Genomic DNA, 19,092 nt, shown 5'->3' on the forward strand with positions numbered 1-19,092 from the left:
TGCATGTTTTACGGCGCCTCAGGGGCTCGCATAGTTCACCGGTAGTCATGCGCCACAAAACACGCTTTACGTCCGGACACACGCACCTCCTCCGACCCCACCCCCCTCACGCCGAGGGTGAGCCGAACGACCCCCCGCCGCGGGGAGCGCCTGGCGCCCGGTGGGCGAGCGCGGCTTACTGATGTCCTCAATCGCCGGACGGGCTGGAGTGTGCCCCTCCGCGGTGCGCGGGTGCGGCTTACCGATGTCCTCAAACGCCGGACAGGCTTGATTTTGGCCTCTGCCCGGTGACGGGTGCGGTTACCGCGTCCTCAAACGCCGGACGGGCTTGATTTGCCTTGGCGCGGGCGTGGAAGGGGGACGGGCAGGGGTCGTGTCCGGAACGTAAAGCGTGTTTTGTGTCGCAAGGCCCCGGTGAACCAAACGACCCGCCGAACGCGACGTAAAACATGCAGTGCAGGACACGACCCCTGCCCGGCCCCCGGCAACAACCCGCGGACAAAGCCCCGGCCCGCAGCGGGCACAACCAAGCCCGTCCGGCGATTGAGGACAAAGCAGTGACCGCAAGGTCACGACAGGCCCCAGCGATGCGTACGCGCGGCCACAGAACGGGCCCTCCGGCGCACCCCCCGCGGCAAGCGCCGCGCCCACCGACGCCCCCCCGGATGCGACGTCGCCGCCACCAGCACGCGCCGCAGCCGCGCCACCGGACGGCCCCCGTGGCCTCCGGCCACCAGGCGGAGTTGCGCGTGCGGGCCCGCCCACCTGGGCGCGATCACCTGCCGGCCCACCGCCCCCGGAGAAACGTGGGGGCGCGAGGGAGACGCCACCCGGGCCCGGCGGCCCACGCCGAGCATCTGGGAGTTCAGCCACACCTCATGCACGCCACGCGTAAGCGCCTCGCCGCCCGACACCACCGCCGGGTCGATCAGCGTCTCCCCCGCCATCACCACCTGGTACCGCCCGTCGCCCAACCCCCGCAGCTCCGGGGTGAGTTCGGCGTCCGGGAACCACCAGTGGCCGGTCCCGGTGTCCTGGAGGAGCAGTTCACCGGCCGCGTACGCGAAGGGGTCCTCGACCTTCCAGTCCTCCGCGCCCGCGATCCCGCGCAGCAGCTCCGGGTCCAGGTACCAGTCGCCGTCGCGGCGCACGAGGCACAGGGGTTCGCCGTCGCCGCGCACATGGTGGACGACGACCCGTACCGCCAGCTTGCCGTCCCGCCAGACCGGCGGGTCGACCGCGACCCGGGGCTTGATCCGGCGCGTCCTGGTGGCCAGCTCGACCAGTGAGTCGAGGCGGCCCTCCTCCAGCAGCGCCGCGCGCAGGCCGGTGACGGCCGGCAGGCCGTTCCTGACGCCCGGGGGGTAGCACTCCAGGGCCATGCGGCGGACGACGTCGAAGTACTCCGCCAGCTGCTTGCCCTTGCGCTGGAGGACGCGCGGCTCGGTCACCGGCCGCAGCAGCTCCACCCGGTACGAGCGCCGCAGCAGGTGATCGCGCAGCTCACCCGGCTCCGTGCCCTCGTGGATCGCCTCCACGACACCGCGCAGGTGGCCGTAGTAGTCCGTGGCGGTCGTGGCGCCGCCGCTGTTGTTCCCGCCGTCCTCCCGGCGCACCCATTGGTAGGCCGGGTAATCCCCGAGAATGGACACCGTCCTGGCCCGTACATAAGCACGCGCCATGAACAACTGGTCCTCCAGCCGCACACGGCCTTCGGGGAATTTGATGCCGTGTTCCAGCAGAAAGGATCGCCGGAACATTTTGTGCGGGGTGAGGCTTTCCATCAGCGGGGCGTCCTTGACGGTGCAGCGTTCCACTGTCCGCTTGAACACATTGCTCGGTCCCGCCATGGTGCCGAACACCTTGCCCAGCACGATGTCCGACTCATTGCGCTCGGCGAGCGCGAGAAGGCGTTCGAGGGATTCCGGGGCGAGTTCGTCGTCCTGGTCGACAAACTGCACGTACGTACCCCTGGCCAGCTCCACGCCCACGTTGCGGGGCTTGCCGGGCCAGCCGGAATTCTCCTGGTGGTGCACCCGTACATGCGCGTGCATCGAGGCGATCCTGTGCAGCCGGTCCGCCGAATCGTCGGTCGACCCGTCATTCACGAAAAGGATTTCGTAGGTGTCGGGGGACAGGCTCTGGGTGGTCAGGGACGCGGCACACCGGTCAAGGTGTTCTCCCGCGTTGTACACCGGAACGACCACACTCGCTCTGAGCATCGGACCTCCCTCAGCGATCCGGCCGCCGGGGGAAACCGGCGACCGGGCAGGGCTGTGGCGGGTGTCATGCCATTCCGATGATCTTATCCGCTGGGTGTCAGGACCGCATTTCGGCCCGTATTCGGGCTGTTTCCGTTAGGGGGTCAGGATTCTGTTACCCGGCCCGCCGCCACGTTCAGGCGGCGCGTCGTGCGGACCGCGTTCAGCATGCGGCGGTCGTGGGTGACGAGGAGGAGCGTGCCGTCGTAGGAGTCCATCGCGGACTCCAGCTGTTCGATCGCCGGCAGATCGAGGTGGTTCGTCGGTTCGTCCAGGACGAGGAGGTTCACTCCCCTGCCCTGGAGCAGGGCGAGCGCCGAGCGGGTCCGCTCACCCGGCGAGAGCGTCGTCGCCGGCCGCGTCAGGTGGTGCGACTTGAGACCGAACTTCGCGAGGAGGGTGCGGATCTCGGCCGGTTCCGTGTCGGGGACGGCCGCCCGGAACGCGTCCAGCAGGGTGTCCGGGCCGTGGAACAGCGCGCGGGCCTGGTCGACCTCGCCGACCACCACCCCGGAGCCGAGCGTCGCATGACCGGCGTCCAGGGGCAGCCGGCCCAGCAGCGCGGCCAGGAGCGTGGACTTGCCGGAGCCGTTGACGCCGGTGATGGCGACCCGGTCGCCCCGGTCGACCTGGAGCGTGACGGGGCCGAAGCGGAAGTCGCCGCGCGCGACCTCCGCCGCGTTGAGGGTCGCCACGACCGCGCCCGAGCGGTCCGCCGAGGCGATCTCCATCCGGAGTTCCCACTCCTTGCGGGGCTCCTCGACCACGTCGAGACGCTCGATCATGCGCTGGGTCTGGCGGGCTTTCGCGGCCTGCTTCTCGGTGGACTCGGTCCGGAGGTTACGGCCGATCTTGTCGTTGTCCGTGGCCTTGCGCCGGGCGTTCTTGACGCCCTTCTCCATCCAGGACCGCTGGGTGTGGGCGCGCGACTCCAGGGACGACTTCTTGTCCGCGTACTCCTCGAACTCCTCGCGGGCGTGGCGCCGCGCGGTCTCCCGCTCCTCCAGATACGCCTCGTACCCGCCGCCGAAGAGGGTGATCTTCTGCTGGACGAGGTCGAGTTCGAGCACCTTGGTGACCGTACGGACGAGGAACTCTCGGTCGTGGCTGACCACCACGACACCGGCGCGCAGCCCGGAGACGAAGGATTCGAGGCGTTCGAGCCCGTCGAGGTCTAGGTCGTTGGTGGGCTCGTCCAGGAGGAAGACGTCGTAGCGGGAGAGCAGCAGGGACGCGAGGCCGGCCCGGGCCGCCTGGCCGCCGGACAGGGTGGCCATGGGCTGGTCGAGATCGACGGTGAGACCGAGGGAGGCGGCGATTTCCTCCGCGCGTTCGTCCAGGTCGGCGCCGCCCAGGCCGAGCCAGCGGTCCAGTCCGTCGGCGTACGCGTCGTCCGCGCCGGGGGCGCCGTCCACCAGTGCCTGAGTGGCTTCGTCCAGCGCGGTCTGCGCGGCGGCGACACCGGTGCGGCGGCCCAGGAAGGCCCGTACCGTCTCCCCCGCGCGCCGTTCCGGCTCCTGCGGGAGGTGGCCGACGGCGGCGGTCGGCGGGGAGAGCCGCAGCTCTCCCTCCTCGGGGGTGTCGAGTCCGGCGAGCAGCCGGAGCAGGGTCGACTTCCCGGCGCCGTTGGCACCGACGAGCCCGATCACGTCTCCGGGGGCGACCACGAGGTCGAGTCCGGAGAAGAGCGAGCGGTCGCCGTGTCCGGCGGCGAGTTCCTTGGCTACGAGCGTGGCAGTCATCAGACCGTCGATCCTAACGGGGCGGTACGGGAGGGCGTCCACAACGGCCGCCGAGTGCGACCCCCGGCCGGAATTCGGCTACGGTCCGGGCATGAGCGGCGATGTGATCGTGGTCGGGGGCGGGGTCATCGGACTGACCACCGCGCTGGTGCTCGCGGAGAGCGGCCACCGGGTCAGGCTGTGGACCCGTGATCCGGTCGCGCGGACCACGTCGGCGGTGGCGGGCGCGCTGTTCTGGCCGTACCGGATAGAGCCCGCCGAGCTGGTGGACGGGTGGCTGGAGCGCTCGCTGACCCGGTACGAGGAGATGGCGCGGCGGCCGGACGAGACGGGGGTCCGGGTGGTCGCGGGGCTGATGACGGACACCTCGCCGGACGGCCTCGGCGCCTGGACGGCACGGCTGGGGGAGCTGCGCGAGGCCCGTCCTGACGAGCTGCCCCAGGGCTTCCGGCAGGGGTTGCGGGCCGCTGTCCCGCTGATCGACATGCCGGCCCATCTGCGGTATCTGAAGGGGCGGTTGAGGGCGGCGGGCGGCGTGGTCGAACTGCGGACGACGGCGGGGCTCGGCGAACCGGCCGCCGAGGCACCGGTGGTGGTCAACTGCTCCGGTCTCGGCGCGCGGGAGCTGGCGGCGGACGCGTCCGTGCGGCCGGTGCGCGGCCAGTTGGTGGTGGTGGAGAACCCGGGCGTCGACGAGTGGTTCGTGTCGGCCGTGGCCGGCTCCCCGGACATGACGTACATCATGCCGCAGCCGTACGGGGTGCTCCTCGGCGGTACGTCGACGGAGAACGACTGGGACCTGGCCCCCGATCCGGCCGACGCGGCGGCCGTCGTCGCGCGCTGCGCGCGGATCAGGCCCGCCCTGGCGGGGGCGCGGGTGCTGGAGCACCGGGTGGGACTGCGCCCGGCCCGGCCGCGGGTCCGCCTGGAGGCGGTCCCGCTGCCGGGCGGCGGACGGCTGGTGCACAACTACGGGCACGGGGGCGCGGGCGTCACGGTGGCGTGGGGGTGCGCGGAGGACGCGGCGCGGCTCGCGGTCGGTCAGGGCCTGTCCGTCAGCAGTCCTCCACCGGTCGCGCCGCCGTGAGGTGGTACGTCGCCCTGCCGTCCAGCAGCAGCGGGACCAAGTCGCGCTGGGACTGGCGCAGCGGGACGAACGCCCCCGTGCGGTCCGGCACCACCCGGACGCCGTGCAGGGCCAGTTCGTCCTTGACGTCGCCGTACTGCGCCGCGTCCAGCCGGTAGCCGCAGGGCGGGTCCTGGAGGATCGCCTCGGGGGCGGCGGGCTCGTTGTCCGCGCCGCCGAGGTACACGGGCCCCCGGTCGGCGAGGCCGGCGGCCCTGGCCGTCGCCGTGGCGGCCACGACGCGGGCCCGCCGCCGGTCGGTGAACTCGAACAGGCCGGTCAGGGCGTCGAGTTGGCTCCGCACCCGGCGCCGGTTGTTCAGCGCGGGGTCCGCCTTCTCGGCGTCGGTGACCGGGTCGGTGCGGCTCTCGATGAGCAGTCCGACGGCGTGCTTGATGCCGGCCGCGTTGCGCAGGATGCGCTCCTGGCCGTCGCCCGCCGTCTGCCGGATCGGCTCGTCGGTGACGGGGTCGGTCCAGATGCCGTACGTACCGATGGAGAAGCCCCCGGCGCGCGCGGCGGGGCGGACGTACGTCTCCGAGAGGGTCTTCGACTCGTCGTGGACGCGGGGGTCGGTGTTGAGGTTGCGCGGCCAGAGGTCGAAGAGGTCCTTGTCGTAGTACGGCGGGGTGGCGCCGTACTCGTGCAGGTCGTAGATCACGTCGGGGCGGCGGTCGCGGACGACGGCGGCCAGCGCGCGGGCCTCGGCGGTCCTGAGCGCGATGTGGTCGCGGTTGATGTCGGTCCCGGCGGAGTTGCCCCGGGTGTCGGCGGCCCGGCCGTCGGGGTTGGCGGTGGGGACGACGAGCACGGTCGTACGGTCGAGGAAGCGCCGGGTGTCCCGGTCCTCGGCGTAGGCGAGGTCGCGGATCTCGGTGAGGCACGCCTCGCGGCCCGACGGTTCGTCGCCGTGCTGGCTGCACACCAACAGCACGGTGGTGGGCGCGCGTTCTGCGCCCACCCGGACGAGCTGGAGCGGGCGGCCCTGTGCGGTGGTGCCGATCGTGGTGAGCGTGGTGCGGGCGCTCCCCCGGTCGACGGCGGTGAGGAACTCCTGCTCCTGGGCCTGGCCGGTCCAGTGGGCCCCGCCGCCGGTCTCGAACGCGGTGCGCGGCGGGGTGTGGGCGGCCTGGGCCGGGATGGTCACGGTCAGGGGCATGACCAGGGCCGCGGCGGTGGCCGCGAGGACGAGGGTGCGGAAGCCGGGGACCATCAGCCGCTCTTTCCGGGGATCGGGGGTGTACGGCGCAGCTCGGCCACGCCGTCGGGTCGGGACCGGCCGGGGGCGGGGTCCGTGGGGGCGGCGCCGGTCGTGGCCCGGGTGAAGGCCCGCGCGCCGCCGACGAGCGGGAGGTGCGCGGAGGTGCGGGCCAGGTCGAGGGTGAGGGTGGGCGTGGTGGACGGGGGTTCGATGAGGCCCCGGTCCGTACCGGCGACGATCAGGGCGAGCCGGTGGCCGGCCGGGACGACGTGGTCGGTCGCGGCGAGATCGATGGTGAGCGTGTAGCGCTTGCCGGGGGTGAGGGGCCGGCCGTGGGACGCGGACGCGTAGGTGCCGAGGTCGGCCCAGCCACGGCTGAGGACGGTGTGGGTGACGTCGGCGGTGCGGGGCGCGGTCTCGCGGTAGCAGGAGCTGTCGGTGGCGGTGCTCGGGCCCCAGCAGGTGCGTTCGGTGAGCGTGGTGATGCCTTCGCCCGGCGCGTTGTAGTCGCGGATCGTGTCGGGGCCGAGGTCCACGAGGACCGCCGAGAGGTGGGCGGTCGCGGTGGACGGTGTGGCGGTGACCGTGACGGTGGACGAGCCGGAGAGCCGCAGGTCGTGGCTGAGGGCGCGGGTCACGAAGCCGGACTTGTCGGGGGTGTCCAGGTCGGCGGCCTCGGCCCAGTCGTCCTCGTCCAAGCGGGGGTTGTCGGTGAACGTCGCGGTCGTGCCGGGCCTCGCGGCGGTGCGGCCGAGGGTGCCGACCCCGGCGACCGGTCCCTGGGCGGGGCGCAGGGTGGTGGTGTCCGTGCCGCGCGGCGGCCACACCCGGTCGGTGCTCCACTGGCCGGGGGCGCGCTCGATGTCCGCCATGGGCGCGCGCTCGATGCCGTTGTCGTAGCCGAGCAGGTAGTGGTCGAACCACCGGTGGAGCGTGTCGACCCACTCGGCGCGGCGGAAGTCGAACGGGTCGACGTGGCCGGTCTGCGAGAGCCAGATCTTGCGCTCGACGCCCGCGTCGGCGAGCGCGTCCCACCACTGGCCGAGGTGTTTCGTACGGACGTTGAGGTCCTGGGTACCGTGGACGGCGAAGACGCTGGCGGTGACGCGGCCGGCGTTCTTGACGTAGTCGCGCGCGTCCCACAGCGCGGTGACGTCGCCCGTACGGGGAGCCTCGTCGACCAGGCGCTGCTGGACGGCCTGGCAGCGGGCGCGGGCGGCCGGGCTCTCCACGTAGTTGGAGAGCCAGTCGGGTCCTGAGCCCTGGAGGGGCGCGCCCTGCTGGAAGTAGTAGTCGTACCACGAGCTGATGGCGCTGATCGGGACGATGGTCTCCAGGCCGCGGACGCCGGTGGCGGCGACCCCGTTGGCGATCGTGCCGTCGTAACTCTTCCCGATCATGCCGGTCCTGCCGTTGGTCCAGCCGGCCCGGACGCGGGTGGTGCCGGTGGGGGTGGCGTACGCGCGGGCGCGGCCGTTCAGCCAGTCCACCACCGCCTTGGCCGACCGCACGTCGGAGCGCCCGCCGACGTCGGCGCAGCCGTCGGAGCGGTTGGTGCCGGCGAGGTCGACGGCGACGAAGGCGTACCCGCGCGGGACGAAGTAGTTGTCGTAGTGGAGCGGGAAGGAGAGGGGGTTGCCGTCGGCGTCGTACGTCTTCCGCTGGCTCTCGTTGCCGCGCCCGCAGCAGGAGTAGTACGGGCTGGCGTCCATGATCACGGGGATCTTCCGGCCCTGCCGCGCCGGTTCGGCCGGCCGTACGATGTCGACCGCCACACGGTCGGACACGCCGTCGGCGTCACCGTCGAGCCCGGTGTCGACCCAGACGGACTCGCGGACGGCGTCGGTGTACGAGTGGACGGGCTGACTGACCTTCACCGCGCCGTGAGGCGCCTGTGATGCGCCCTGTGCTCCCGCCGGGGTGAGCAGGACCCCCAGCAGCGCGGCGCAGGCAGCCGCGATCAGTGTTCTGTACGGCCGGCGGGCTCCCCGCGTACGGATCTCCATGGGGCGGAAAGGTACCCCGGTCAACTCCCGTGCAACAGGGGGCAGTCGGGGGCGCACGGAGTGATCTTCCCGTCCGGGGCCGCCGTGAAGCGGGGGGTCGCGTCCTGGTGAATTGAGGGGCCGTGTCGACCGGATGGCAATCATGTGACGGAGGGAGCCATGAGCATGACCACACACGGGGCGCTGCATACAGTCGAAGGGATCTTCGACCCCCACACCTTGGAGTTCTTCGTGCACCGCAGACTCATCGTCCCTGGCGTCCTGGCTCGGCCTCCCTCCTGCTGGCGGTTCCGGCGTCGGCCGCGGGCTTCACGCCGGGCGCACCGGGCATCGGCGACCCCTACTACCCGGCCAGCGGCAACGGCGGGTACGACGTGTCCCACTACGACCTCCGGCTCACCTACCAGCCCACCACGGACCTGCTCCAGGGCACGGCGACCCTGCTCACCACCGCGACGCAGAACCTCTCGCGGTTCAACCTCGACTTCGGCCTCACGGTCGACGAGGTGCTGGTGAACGGGAAGAAGGCGGCCTTCGCGAAGAGCGGGAAGCAGGAGCTGGAGATCACCCCGGCGGCCCCGCTGAAGCAGGGTCAGTCGGCCACGGTGGTCGTACGGTACGCGGGCAAGCCCTCCACGTTCTCGGTCGACGGCTACACGGCGTGGCAGCGCACCCCGGACGGCGGGGTCGCGGCCCAGGAGCCGGACTCCGCCGCGTGGTGGTTCCCGTCCAACGACCACCCGCTGGACAAGGCGACGTACGACGTGTCGGTCTCGGTGCCCGACGGCACCCAGGCGATCAGCAACGGGGTGCTCCAGTCGCAGACGTCGAAGCTGGGCTGGACCCGCTACAGCTGGCGCTCCAACAAGCCGCAGGCGACGTATCTGACCACCCTCGCGGTCGGCAGGTTCGACATCACGACGGACACGACGGCGAACGGGCTGCCGATCGTCAACGCGTACAGCAAGGACCTGGGCGACAACGCGGGCGCGGCGCGGGCGAGTGTGGAGCGCACCGGCGAGGTCGTGGACTGGCTGAGCGGTGTCTTCGGCCCGTACCCCTTCAACGCGGTGGGCGGGTACGTGCCCAACGTGCCGAGCGGGTTCGCGCTGGAGACGCAGACCCGGGTCTTCTACAGCCCCCGGCAGTTCGCGCGCGGCTCGAACGTCTCGGTCGTCGTGCACGAGCTGGCGCACCAGTGGTACGGCGACAGCGTGTCGGTGAAGGGCTGGAAGGACATCTGGCTCAACGAGGGCTTCGCCAGCTACAGCCAGTGGCTCTGGTCGGAGAAGGAGGGCGAGGGCACGGCTCAGGAACTGGCCGACTACGTCTACGCGTTGTACCCGGCCGGCGACCCGTTCTGGACGGTCAAGCCGGCCGACCCGGGGCCGGAGAACCAGTTCGCGGGCGCGGTGTACGACCGGGGCGCGCTGGCGCTCCAGGCGCTGCGCAACAGGATCGGTGACGAGGACTTCTTCGCGATCCTCAAGGGGTGGCCGGCGGAGCGCGCGTACGGGAACGCGTCGGTGGGCGACTTCGTGGCGTACGCGGAGCGGGTCTCCGGCGAGCAGCTCGACGCCCTGTTCGACACGTGGCTGTTCCAGCCGTCGAAGCCGGCGTCGGGGTCGGCGTCGTCGATTTCCGCTGCGGCCTCCGCCTCCGCGCGGGGTGCCGGGACCGCCGCGGTCCCGGTCCCGCCCAAGTCCTGGAAGCAGATCGCCGCGACCCACTCGGTCCACGGCAGCTGACGCCTGCGTTCCTCCCCGCCCCCGCCCTGCCCCTTCCCCCTGCCCCCTGCCCCCGCTCCCGCGACCTGCGGGAGTGGGGGGAGGGGCGGGGAGAAAGCGCTCTCCCGAACGGGCATGCCGGATACCCTGTCGTCGTACTGTGGTGGGTCGTATCCGCCATGTCCGCCGACGAGGAGCACGCCTTGCCCGAGCCGCTCGCAGGGGCCCGGCCCACCCTGGAAGCCGTCGCCGCCCGGGCCGGTGTCTCGCGAGCCACGGCCTCGCGGGTGGTCAACGGGGGCGCGGGGGTGCGGCAACCGCTGGTCGAGAAGGTGACCAGGGCCGTCGAGGAGCTGGGGTACGTACCGAACCACGCGGCGCGCACGCTGGTCACCCGGCGGACCGGCGCGGTCGCGGTGATCATCGCCGAGCCGGAGATCCGGATCTTCTCCGACCCGTTCTTCTCCCAGCAGATCCGCGGCATCAGCAAGGAACTGACCGCGCACGACACGCAGTTGGTGCTGCTGCTGCTCGAAGGGCCCGGCGACTACGACCGGATCGCGCGCTATCTGGCGGGCGGCCACGTGGACGGCGCGCTCGCCTTCTCGCTGCACACCGACGACCCGATCCCCGCGATCACCCGGCGCGCCGGGATCCCGACGGTGTACGGGGGCCGGCCCGCGTGGAGCGTGCCCTCCGAGCACCAGACCGTGCCGTACGTCGACGCGGACAACCGCGGGGGCGCGCGGGCCGCCGTACGGTATCTGTGGGACCTGGGGCGGCGGCGGATCGCGCACATCGGGGGGCCGCTGGACCAGACGTCGGCCACCGACCGCCTCGACGGCTACCGGGACGTGCTGCCGGCCGGGGACCCGGCGCTGATCGCCGAGGGGGAGTTCACGGCGGCGAGCGGGGAGCGGGCGATGGCGGAGCTGCTGGAGCGGTGCCCCGACCTGGACGCGGTGTTCGCGGCCAACGACCTGATGGCGTCGGGCGCCCTGCGGGTGCTCAAGGAGCGCGGGCGGGCGGTGCCCGGGGAGGTGGCGCTGGTGGGCTTCGACGACATGGACTCGATCGCGGAGGGCACGGACCCGCCCCTGACGACCGTCCAGCAGGACATCGAGGGCCAGGGCCGGCTGATGGCCCGGCTGCTGCTGCGGGGCCTGGACCAGGAGCGGGCGGGCGCCCCGGCCCCGGATCCGGTGATCACTCCGACGACGCTGGTACGGCGGGCCTCGGCCTAGGGCGTGTCCGCGAAGTGGGGTCGTTCGCCCGGAGGGCGTGACTCGCGGCGTCCGGTGCGTGCGATCGCAAGGCGGAGGACCCACCCCGTACTGGATGTACGGGGTGGGTCCGACAACGCGGCGAGCGCGCGTGCAAGGCGTCGCGGGCCAGACGCCACTTCGCGGACACGCCCTTGGGCGTTGTGCCCGGCCGGGACCCGCCGCTGGGTGCGCTACCCGCTCGCTACCTGCTCGCCGTCGAGCGGGCCGGGACCGTCAGCGTCGCCCCGTCCGAGAAAGTGACGGTCCTCGCCACCGACTCGAAGTTGTGCGCCGCGTAGGTCCGTACCCCGCCCTTCGAGAAGACGGCGGACGTCGGGATCGATCCGGTGACCGTGGCGTCCGGGGCGCCCACCGCGGCCAGGGTGCTGATCCAGTGGTACGTGTGCGCCTTGGACTCGCCGGCCTCGGGGCCGTAACCGGCGTTGCCCGCGTCCCACTTGGTCTTCGCGGTGGCGGGGGTGGAGAGCGCCTCGAACTCCCAGAGGATGTCCCGCCATTCGACGGCCGGTCCGCCGTTCTCCCGTTGCAGTTCGGCCAGGTTGCGGTTGATCGCGTCCTTCCTGCGGGCGAGGTGGAGCGAACCGCCCGTCACCGGGAGGACGTTGATGCCGTGGATCTCCTCCGGGTTGGCGGTCCACCAGGTGGAGTACGCGCCACCGCTGCCCCACACCATGCCGACCGTGTCATGCCCGAAGGAGGCCGGGAAGACCTGCTGGTCGGCGTCGAACCAGTACTGGGCGATCGCCTCGGACTCCGTCGTCAGCAGATAACTGCCCAGGTCCCGCAGCTCGTTGTTGCCGGTGGCCGAGCCCCACAGCACCAGCGCGGCGCTGAGGTTGGTGGACTCCGACGACGACTCCTGGTTGTTGCCCGCGGCGAAGCCCTGGTGCCCGGAGGCCCAGCTGTGGCCCGCGTAGACGTCGAAGCCGCGCAGGAACGGGAAGTCGGCGTCGGTACGGCTCGGGTTGGCCGCGTCCCGTATCAGCGTCTTGACCATGCCGCCCCAGGCCGGGTCGGCGGCCCACGCCTGGTCGTACTGCGCGACGATCGCCGCCGCGTACACGTAGTAGCTGTAGTGGAAGTGATGGTCGTTCAGCTCGGTGTCGCTGCCGTACGAGGCCGGGTAGCCGATCAGCGTCTTCCACGTCCGGTCGTACGAGAACTCACTCGCGCCGCCCGCCGTGAACCACTCCTGGAGCCTGCCCTTGAGCAGCCCGAGGAGCTTGTCGCGGGTGGCGGTCTCGCCGATCTGGTCGGCCATGGGCACGAGTTGGGCGAGCTTGCCGAGGGCCTTGCCCGTCCAGTACGTGTCCCGCGCGCCGGAGAACGGGTCGGCCGCGTTCGCCACCTCGTTCAGGTAGCCCCTGAGGCGGGCCCGGTCGACGCCGGTCGAGGCGGGCAGCGTGGGCAGCACCCCGGAGCCCTGCTGGCTCGTGGTGAACGAGGCGGCTTCCCTGACCTTCATCGTGCCGCGCGGCGAGACGTAGGTGTACGGCGTCAACGCGTCGGTGGTGTACAGCCATTGGTGGCGGTAGAGGGCCTGGAGCGTGCCCGTCTCGGTGCCCTCCTGGGGCGCGGTGGTGAGGCTGTAGGTGGCCCTGACCGTGCCGCCCGTGTTGCTCCAGGTCACCTTGGAACCGGTCACGAAGCTGTACGCGTACTTCCGGTACGTGGCCAGGGCGTCCGTGGAGGGCAGGACGGCGACCGAGAAGTAGTCCTTGGCCCCGAGCCCGGCCGTGACGGTGGAGCCGGAGACCGTCCAGTCGGCACCGGTCGGCGCGAACAGCGCGTAGTGGTGGCCCGCGACGGTGATGCCGAGGACGTTGCCCTGGTCGGCGAAGACGGCGGGAGCGGCGGCGGTGGTGATCCGGGCGTCGCCGCCGGTGCCCTTGGCGTATACAAAAGGCAGGCCGTGGCCGATGGTGGCGCGCAGGGTGCGGGCGCCGTCGGACCAGTAGGGCGTGACGGTCCAGTCGGACCACGCGTCGGCCTTGGTGTCGGCGGAGTTGAGCCCGGTCAGCCCGAGGGTGAGGTCGCGCTTGTGCGCGTACTCGTACTGCCGGCCGTCCCCGCTGACGGTCGGCGCCGTCGGATACCCGACCTCCAGACCGCCGGCCACCGCCTGGTACGTGAGCGGATGACCGTACATCGGGGTGGACCAGGGGTTGTCGGCGTACCGCTGGAAGGCCAGCGAGGACCACCAGTCGTTGGTGGGCAGCGGCTTGGCCCGCGCGGCCGGGGTCACCTTGGGGGTGACCGGGGTCCCGGTCCCGGTGGTGGGCCCGGAGGTCCCCGCCGGACGCGTGTCGGTGTAACTGCCGGAGCCCACCGGCACGGTGGCCGCCGCGGCGGGCGTGGCGGTGGGGACCAGGCCGACGGCGGCGAGCGCGGTGACAAGAACCGCCGCGGACAGGGGCCGGGCACGGGAGAAGGACATGGACGGCACCTCGGAGACATGGGGGGAAGGGTCGTCGGAGAGCGCTCTCTCAGGTACAAGGAACGTAAAACTCTTGAAATGGAAGTGTCAATACAGCTGACACACAAGGAAGTTGTGGGTCATGACCGATCCACTCCCGATCCCGTCCCCGACGGCCTCCCTCCGGCACCCCTACGCGTCCGTGAACCTCTCGCCCTTTGTCGCCTTGTCGACCAGCAGGGCGGGCGGGGCGAAGCGTTCGCCGTAGCGCTCCGCCAACTGCCGGGCCCGGGTAGCGAATCCGGCCGGGCCGCCCTCGTAACCGTTGATGTACTGGAGCACCCCGCCCGTCCACGCCGGGAAGCCGATGCCCATGATCGAGCCGATGTTGGCGTCGGCCACGGACGTCAGGACGTTCTCCTCCAGGCAGCGGACGGCGTCCAGGGCCTCGGAGAACAGCATCCGCTCCTGGAGGTCCCGGAAGGGCACGTCGGCGGGCGCCGCCGGGGCGAAGTGCTCGCGCAGGCCCGGCCAGAGGCGGGTACGGGTGCCGTCCTCCGCGTACTCGTAGAAGCCCGCCCCGCCACCGCGCCCCGGGCGGCCGAACTCGTCGGCCATCCGGTCGATCACGGCGTCCGCGGGGTGCCCGGTCCACGTACCGCCGGCCTCCTCGACCGCTCGCCGCGACTCCCCGCGGATCTTGCGCGCCAGGGTCAGGGTCAGTTCGTCCATCAGGGCGAGCACCTTGGCCGGGTAGCCCGCCTGCGCGGCGGCCTGTTCGACCGACGCGGGCGCGATGCCCTCACCGACCATCGCGACACCCTCGTTGATGAACTGCCCGATCACCCGCGAAGTGAAGAAGCCCCGCGCGTCGTTGACGACGATCGGGGTCTTCTTGATCCGGCGGACCAGGTCGAACGCGCGCGCCAGGGCCTCGTCGCCGGTCCGTTCGCCCCTGATGATCTCGACCAGGGGCATCTTGTCGACGGGCGAGAAGAAGTGCAGACCGATGAAGTCGGCCGGGCGCGCCACCCCTTCGGCGAGCGCCGTGATCGGCAGCGTGGAGGTGTTGGAACAGAGCAGCGCGTCGGGCGCGACGATCTCCTGGACCTCCTGGAACACCTTGTGCTTGAGCGCCGGGTCCTCAAAGACCGCCTCGATCACCGTGTCGCAGTCCGCCAGGTCGGCGGGGTCGGCGGTCGGGGTGATGCGGGCGAGCACCCGGTCCCGCTCGGCCTCGGTCGTACGGCCCCGCGAGACCGCCTTCGCGAGGACCTTCGCCGCGTGCGCCTTGCCCCGCTCCGCCGCGTCCCGGGTGACGTCCTTCAGCAGGACGTCGAGCCCTGCGCGGGCGCACGCGTACGCGATGCCCGCGCCCATCGTCCCGGCGCCCAGGACCGCGACCTTGCGGACCTCGCGCGGCGGGACCCCGAGCGGGCGGCTGCCGCCGGAGTTGACGGCCCGCAGGTCGAAGAAGAACGCCTGGATCATGTTTTTCGCGGTCTGTCCCGTGACCAGCTCGGTGAAGTAGCGGGACTCCACGGTCTGCGCCGTCTCGAAGTCGACCTGCGAGCCCTCGACGGCCGCCGCGAGGATGTTGCGCGGGGCCGGGAAGGGGGCCCCGGCGAGCTGCTTGCTCAGACTGGCGGGGAACGCGGGGAGGTTGGCGGCGAAGCGCGGGCTGGACGGGGTGCCGCCCGGGATGCGGTAGCTCTTCTCGTCCCACGGCTGCCGGGACTCGGGGTGGGCGTCGATGAACGCGCGGGCCCGGTCGAGCATCTCCTCGCGGGTGGCGGCGACCTCGTGGACGAGACCGTTGTCGAGGGCGCGGCGCGGGGAGTACTGCGTGCCCTGGAGGAGCACCTTGAGCAGGGCGTCCGCGATGCCCAGGAGCCGTACCGTACGGGTGACCCCACCGCCTCCCGGCAGCAGCCCGAGCGTGACCTCGGGCAGGCCGATCCGGGAGCCCGGCGCGTCGAGGGCGATGCGGTGGTGGCAGGCGAGGGCGATCTCGTAACCGCCACCCAGGGCCGCGCCGTTGAGGGCGGCGACGACGGGCTTGCCGAGGGTCTCCAGGCGCCGCAGGGCGCCCTTCATGGCCAGGCCGCCCTCGAAGATCCGCCGGGCGTCCCCGGGGCCCGCCTTGATCATGTCCTTGAGGTCGCCGCCGGCGAAGAAGGTCTTCTTGGCGGAGGTGACGACGAAGCCGCGGATGCTGTCCTTCTCGGCCTCGGCGCGGTCGGCGGTCGCGAGAAGGGAGCGGCGGAACGCCTCGTTCATCGTGTTGGTGGACTGGCTCGGGTCGTCCAGGACGAGGGTCACCACACCGGTGTTGTCCTGCTCCCAGCGGATGGTGGGGGACGCGGACTCGTTCATGCTGCTGCTCCGTTGCTCCGTAGGGGTCTGGACGGGCCGGACGGAAAGTAGGGGGTGGGGGCGGGGTACATACGTACGGGGATGTGGCACGCGGACCCGCCGGTCAGAGGCGTTCCACCACGGTGGCCACTCCCATGCCGCCGCCGACGCAGAGGGTGGCGAGGCCGTACCGCTTGTCCTGGCGTTCCAGTTCGTCCACGAGCGTGCCGACGAGCATCGCGCCGGTCGCGCCGAGGGGGTGGCCGAGGGCGATGGCGCCGCCGTTGACGTTGACCTTGTCGAGGGAGATCCCCATCTCGCCGACGAAGCGCAGGACCACTGCCGCGAAGGCCTCGTTGATCTCCACCAGGTCGATGTCGTCGATGGTCAGCCCGGCCTTGGCGAGGGCCTTGCGGCTGGCGGGTGCGGGGCCGGTGAGCATGATGGTGGGCTCGGACCCGGAGACGGCGGCGGAGACGATCCGGGCGCGGGGCGTGAGCCCGTACCGCTCACCGATCTCCCGGGAGCCGACGGCGACCAGGGCGGCGCCGTCCACGATGCCGGAGGAGTTGCCCGCGTGGTGGACGTGGTCGATCGCCTCGACCCAGTGGTACTTCTGGAGGACGACGGCATCGAACCCGCCCGCCTCGCCGATCCCGGCGAACGACGGCTTGAGCGCGGCCAGGGTGTCGGCGGTGGTGCCGGGGCGGAGGTGCTCGTCGTGGTCGAGGACGGTGAGTCCGTTGCGGTCGAGGACCGGTACGACGGAGCGCTGGAAGCGCCCCTCCTTCCAGGCGGTGGCGGCCCGTTCCTGGGACAGCGCGGCGAACTCGTCCACGTCGCGGCGCGTGAAGCCGCCGAGAGTGGCGATCAGGTCGGCGCCGATGCCCTGGGGGGCGAAGCCGGTGGCGAGGTTGGTCATCGGGTCCATCGCCCACGCGCCGCCGTCGGAGCCCATCGGGACGCGGGACATCGACTCGACGCCACCGGCGAGGATCAGGTCCTCCCAGCCCGAACGGACCTTCGCGGCGGCGAGGTTGACGGCTTCGAGCCCGGAGGCACAGAAGCGGTTCTCCTGCACCCCCGCCACGGTGTCGGGGAGCCCGGCGGCGACGGCGGCGATCCGGGCGATGTCGGAGCCCTGGTCGCCGAGCGGGCTCACGACGCCGAGCACGATGTCGTCGATGGCGGCCGGGTCGAGGCCGGGGAAGCGGGCGCGCATCTCGTGGATGAGGCCCACGACGAGGTCGATCGGTTTGGTCCCGTGCAGGGCGCCGTTGGCCTTGCCGCGGCCGCGCGGGGTGCGGATCGCGTCGTACACATACGCTTCGGTACTCACGGCAACTGCCTTTCCGGAGACGGTCACAGGGGCGGGGGCAGACGGTCCGGCAGACGGTCCGGCGGGTGGTTCAGCGGGCGTTTCAGCGGGCGGGCAGGTCCCAGTCCCGTGCCACCTCGGCGGTGTCGGCGCCGGGCAGCGCGGGCGCTCTGCGTACGGATCCCGGCGTGGCGGAGAAGCGCGGCGCGGGCGCGGGCTGGGTGACGCCCCCGTGCTCGGTGAAGGTGGCGCGGGTGGCGAGATGCGGGTGCGCGGGGGCCTCACGCAGGGTCAGTACGGGGGTGACACAGGCGTCCGTCCCCTCGAAGACCGCCGTCCACTCGGCGCGGGTCCTTTCCTTGAAGCGGGCGGCGACGGCGGCGCGCAGCTCGTCCCAGCGCCCGAAGTCCTTGCGGGCCGGGACGTCGTCCTTGATGCCGAGCAGCTCGATGAACTGGTCGTAGAACCGGGTCTCCAGCGCGCCGACCGCCATGTACGCGCCGTCGGCGGTCTCGTACGAGCCGTAGAAGGGGGCGCCGCCGTCCAGCAGGTTGCCGCCGCGCCGGTCCTGCCAGCCGCCGGCGGACATCATGGCGTGGATCATGGTGGTGAGGTGGGCGGTGCCGTCCACGACGGCCGCGTCGACCACCTGTCCCGTGCCGTCCGGGGTCCTGGCGTGCTGGAGGGCGGCGAGCAGTCCGATGACGAGGTAGAGCGCGCCGCCCGCGTAGTCGCCGAGGACGTTGGCGGGCAGGGCCGGCGGCTCGTCGGCCTTGCCGATCATGGAGAGAGCGCCGGAGAGGGCGATGTAGCCGATGTCGTGCCCGGCACTCTGGGCGAGCGGGCCGTCCTGGCCCCAGCCGGTCATGCGGCCGTACACCAGGCGGGGGTTGCGGGCGAGACACTCCTCGGGTCCGATGCCGAGCCGTTCGGCGACACCGGGCCTGTTCCCCTCGATCAGCAGGTCCGCCCGCTCGACCAGGTCGAGGACGCGGGCGGCGCCGTCGGGCGACTTGAGGTCGATCAGTACGGACCGCTTGTTGCGGTTGGTGAGGTCGGCCGCGGGGTCGATCCCGAGGCCGGTGCCGCCGGGGCGGTCCACCCGTACGACATCGGCGCCGAGGTCGGCGAGCGTCATGGCGGCGAAGGGTCCGGGCCCGATGCCGGCCAGCTCGACCACCCGTACACCCGCCAGCGGACCGGTTCCCGTCGCTGCCGCGTGGGCCATGGGGCTCTCCTCAACACTGGGGCACAGCCGGTGGAACAGCCGTGAGGGCAGGAACGGACACCACGCCGCACCAGCCTTCCGGCCAGAGCAAGCGCTCAGCCCTGATTCCCGATAGTACGAGGGATACGCCGCCGATCCGGTCCCCGGCTCCCGGGTCGGCCTGGATTCGGCGGTGGTCCGCGGCTCGGAAGCCGCCTCGGATCGCCGGGGCGCGGCTGGTTTCGGATGATGTCCCCCGCGTGCCGCCACAGATCCGGCCGCTCGGTGGATTCGGGCAGCCGCACCCGGTCCGGCCGGCCGGGGGTGTGCGGAACCGTCGTCCTGCGGCTCGACAGCCGGCCCGCCGGCTGCTCCGGCAGGACGGCGTGGGCCAGAATCAGGGGATGGGCGTCCCCGAACTGCGGGAAGCCGCTTCCCTGTTGGTCC

10 protein-coding genes and 1 pseudogene are annotated in these 19,092 nt (G+C 72.1%); 3 read left to right on the forward strand and 8 right to left on the reverse strand.

Annotation, left to right across the window (positions count from 1 at the left end; genetic code table 11):
- Positions 1-569: 569 nt before the first annotated feature.
- Positions 570-2,222 carry a glycosyltransferase gene (locus tag OG349_RS05105; RefSeq protein ID WP_327233440.1) on the reverse strand — a complete coding sequence of 551 codons (1,653 nt, stop codon included), beginning with the start codon at positions 2,220-2,222 and terminating at the stop codon, positions 570-572.
- A 143-nt stretch (positions 2,223-2,365) separates the two neighbouring features.
- Positions 2,366-4,003 carry an ABC-F family ATP-binding cassette domain-containing protein gene (locus OG349_RS05110; RefSeq protein ID WP_327233441.1) on the reverse strand — a complete coding sequence of 546 codons (1,638 nt, stop codon included), beginning with the start codon at positions 4,001-4,003 and terminating at the stop codon, positions 2,366-2,368.
- 91 nt (positions 4,004-4,094) lie between these two features.
- On the opposite strand from OG349_RS05110, the gene OG349_RS05115 reads away from it, so the two are divergent.
- Positions 4,095-5,090, forward strand: a complete 996-nt coding sequence (locus OG349_RS05115; protein WP_327233442.1) for an NAD(P)/FAD-dependent oxidoreductase — start codon at positions 4,095-4,097, stop codon at positions 5,088-5,090.
- On the opposite strand, the gene OG349_RS05120 is transcribed toward OG349_RS05115, so the two are convergent.
- Positions 5,059-6,342 carry a M14 family metallopeptidase gene (locus OG349_RS05120; protein WP_327233443.1) on the reverse strand — a complete coding sequence of 428 codons (1,284 nt, stop codon included), beginning with the start codon at positions 6,340-6,342 and terminating at the stop codon, positions 5,059-5,061. The two genes, OG349_RS05115 and OG349_RS05120, sit on opposite strands and share 32 nt — an antisense overlap.
- Positions 6,342-8,336, reverse strand: coding sequence for a Xaa-Pro dipeptidyl-peptidase (locus OG349_RS05125; protein ID WP_327233444.1), 1,995 nt, complete (start codon positions 8,334-8,336; stop codon positions 6,342-6,344). Before OG349_RS05125 ends, OG349_RS05120 begins: the two co-directional genes overlap by 1 nt.
- Before the next feature lie 231 nt (positions 8,337-8,567).
- On the opposite strand from OG349_RS05125, the pseudogene OG349_RS05130 reads away from it, so the two are divergent.
- A pseudogene (locus OG349_RS05130) lies at positions 8,568-10,084 on the forward strand (M1 family metallopeptidase).
- Between the two features lie 182 nt (positions 10,085-10,266).
- The gene (locus tag OG349_RS05135) at positions 10,267-11,307 is read left to right on the forward strand and encodes a LacI family DNA-binding transcriptional regulator (protein WP_327233445.1); all 1,041 of its coding nucleotides are present in this window, start codon (positions 10,267-10,269) and stop codon (positions 11,305-11,307) included.
- 223 nt (positions 11,308-11,530) lie between these two features.
- On the opposite strand, the gene OG349_RS05140 is transcribed toward OG349_RS05135, so the two are convergent.
- From OG349_RS05140 to OG349_RS05155, 4 genes are all read right to left on the reverse strand, one after another.
- Entirely contained in the window at positions 11,531-13,786 is a 2,256-nt protein-coding gene (locus tag OG349_RS05140) for a glycosyl hydrolase (protein ID WP_327233446.1), read from the reverse strand.
- A gap of 171 nt (positions 13,787-13,957) precedes the next feature.
- The gene (locus OG349_RS05145) at positions 13,958-16,141 is read right to left on the reverse strand and encodes a 3-hydroxyacyl-CoA dehydrogenase NAD-binding domain-containing protein (protein WP_327233447.1); all 2,184 of its coding nucleotides are present in this window, start codon (positions 16,139-16,141) and stop codon (positions 13,958-13,960) included.
- Between the two features lie 103 nt (positions 16,142-16,244).
- Complete coding sequence (locus tag OG349_RS05150; protein WP_327233448.1) at positions 16,245-17,459, reverse strand: acetyl-CoA C-acetyltransferase; 1,215 nt, start codon at positions 17,457-17,459, stop codon at positions 16,245-16,247.
- Between the two features lie 82 nt (positions 17,460-17,541).
- On the reverse strand, positions 17,542-18,666 hold the full coding sequence (locus tag OG349_RS05155; protein WP_327233449.1) for a CaiB/BaiF CoA transferase family protein: 1,125 nt from the start codon (positions 18,664-18,666) through the stop codon (positions 17,542-17,544).
- Positions 18,667-19,092 lie beyond the last annotated feature (426 nt).

The sequence above is a fragment of the Streptomyces sp. NBC_01317 genome, assembly GCF_035961655.1.
GTDB lineage: Bacteria > Actinomycetota > Actinomycetes > Streptomycetales > Streptomycetaceae > Streptomyces.

What these genes read in the sequence shown, in the direction of transcription:
- OG349_RS05105 (WP_327233440.1), bottom strand. Translation starts at nt 2,222, where the DNA reads ATGCTCAGAGCGAGTGTGGTCGTTCCGGTGTACAACGCGGGAGAACAC.
- OG349_RS05110 (WP_327233441.1), bottom strand. Translation starts at nt 4,003, where the DNA reads ATGACTGCCACGCTCGTAGCCAAGGAACTCGCCGCCGGACACGGCGAC.
- OG349_RS05115 (WP_327233442.1), top strand. Translation starts at nt 4,095, where the DNA reads ATGAGCGGCGATGTGATCGTGGTCGGGGGCGGGGTCATCGGACTGACC.
- OG349_RS05120 (WP_327233443.1), bottom strand. Translation starts at nt 6,342, where the DNA reads ATGGTCCCCGGCTTCCGCACCCTCGTCCTCGCGGCCACCGCCGCGGCC.
- OG349_RS05125 (WP_327233444.1), bottom strand. Translation starts at nt 8,336, where the DNA reads ATGGAGATCCGTACGCGGGGAGCCCGCCGGCCGTACAGAACACTGATC.
- OG349_RS05140 (WP_327233446.1), bottom strand. Translation starts at nt 13,786, where the DNA reads ATGTCCTTCTCCCGTGCCCGGCCCCTGTCCGCGGCGGTTCTTGTCACC.
- OG349_RS05145 (WP_327233447.1), bottom strand. Translation starts at nt 16,141, where the DNA reads ATGAACGAGTCCGCGTCCCCCACCATCCGCTGGGAGCAGGACAACACC.
- OG349_RS05155 (WP_327233449.1), bottom strand. Translation starts at nt 18,666, where the DNA reads ATGGCCCACGCGGCAGCGACGGGAACCGGTCCGCTGGCGGGTGTACGG.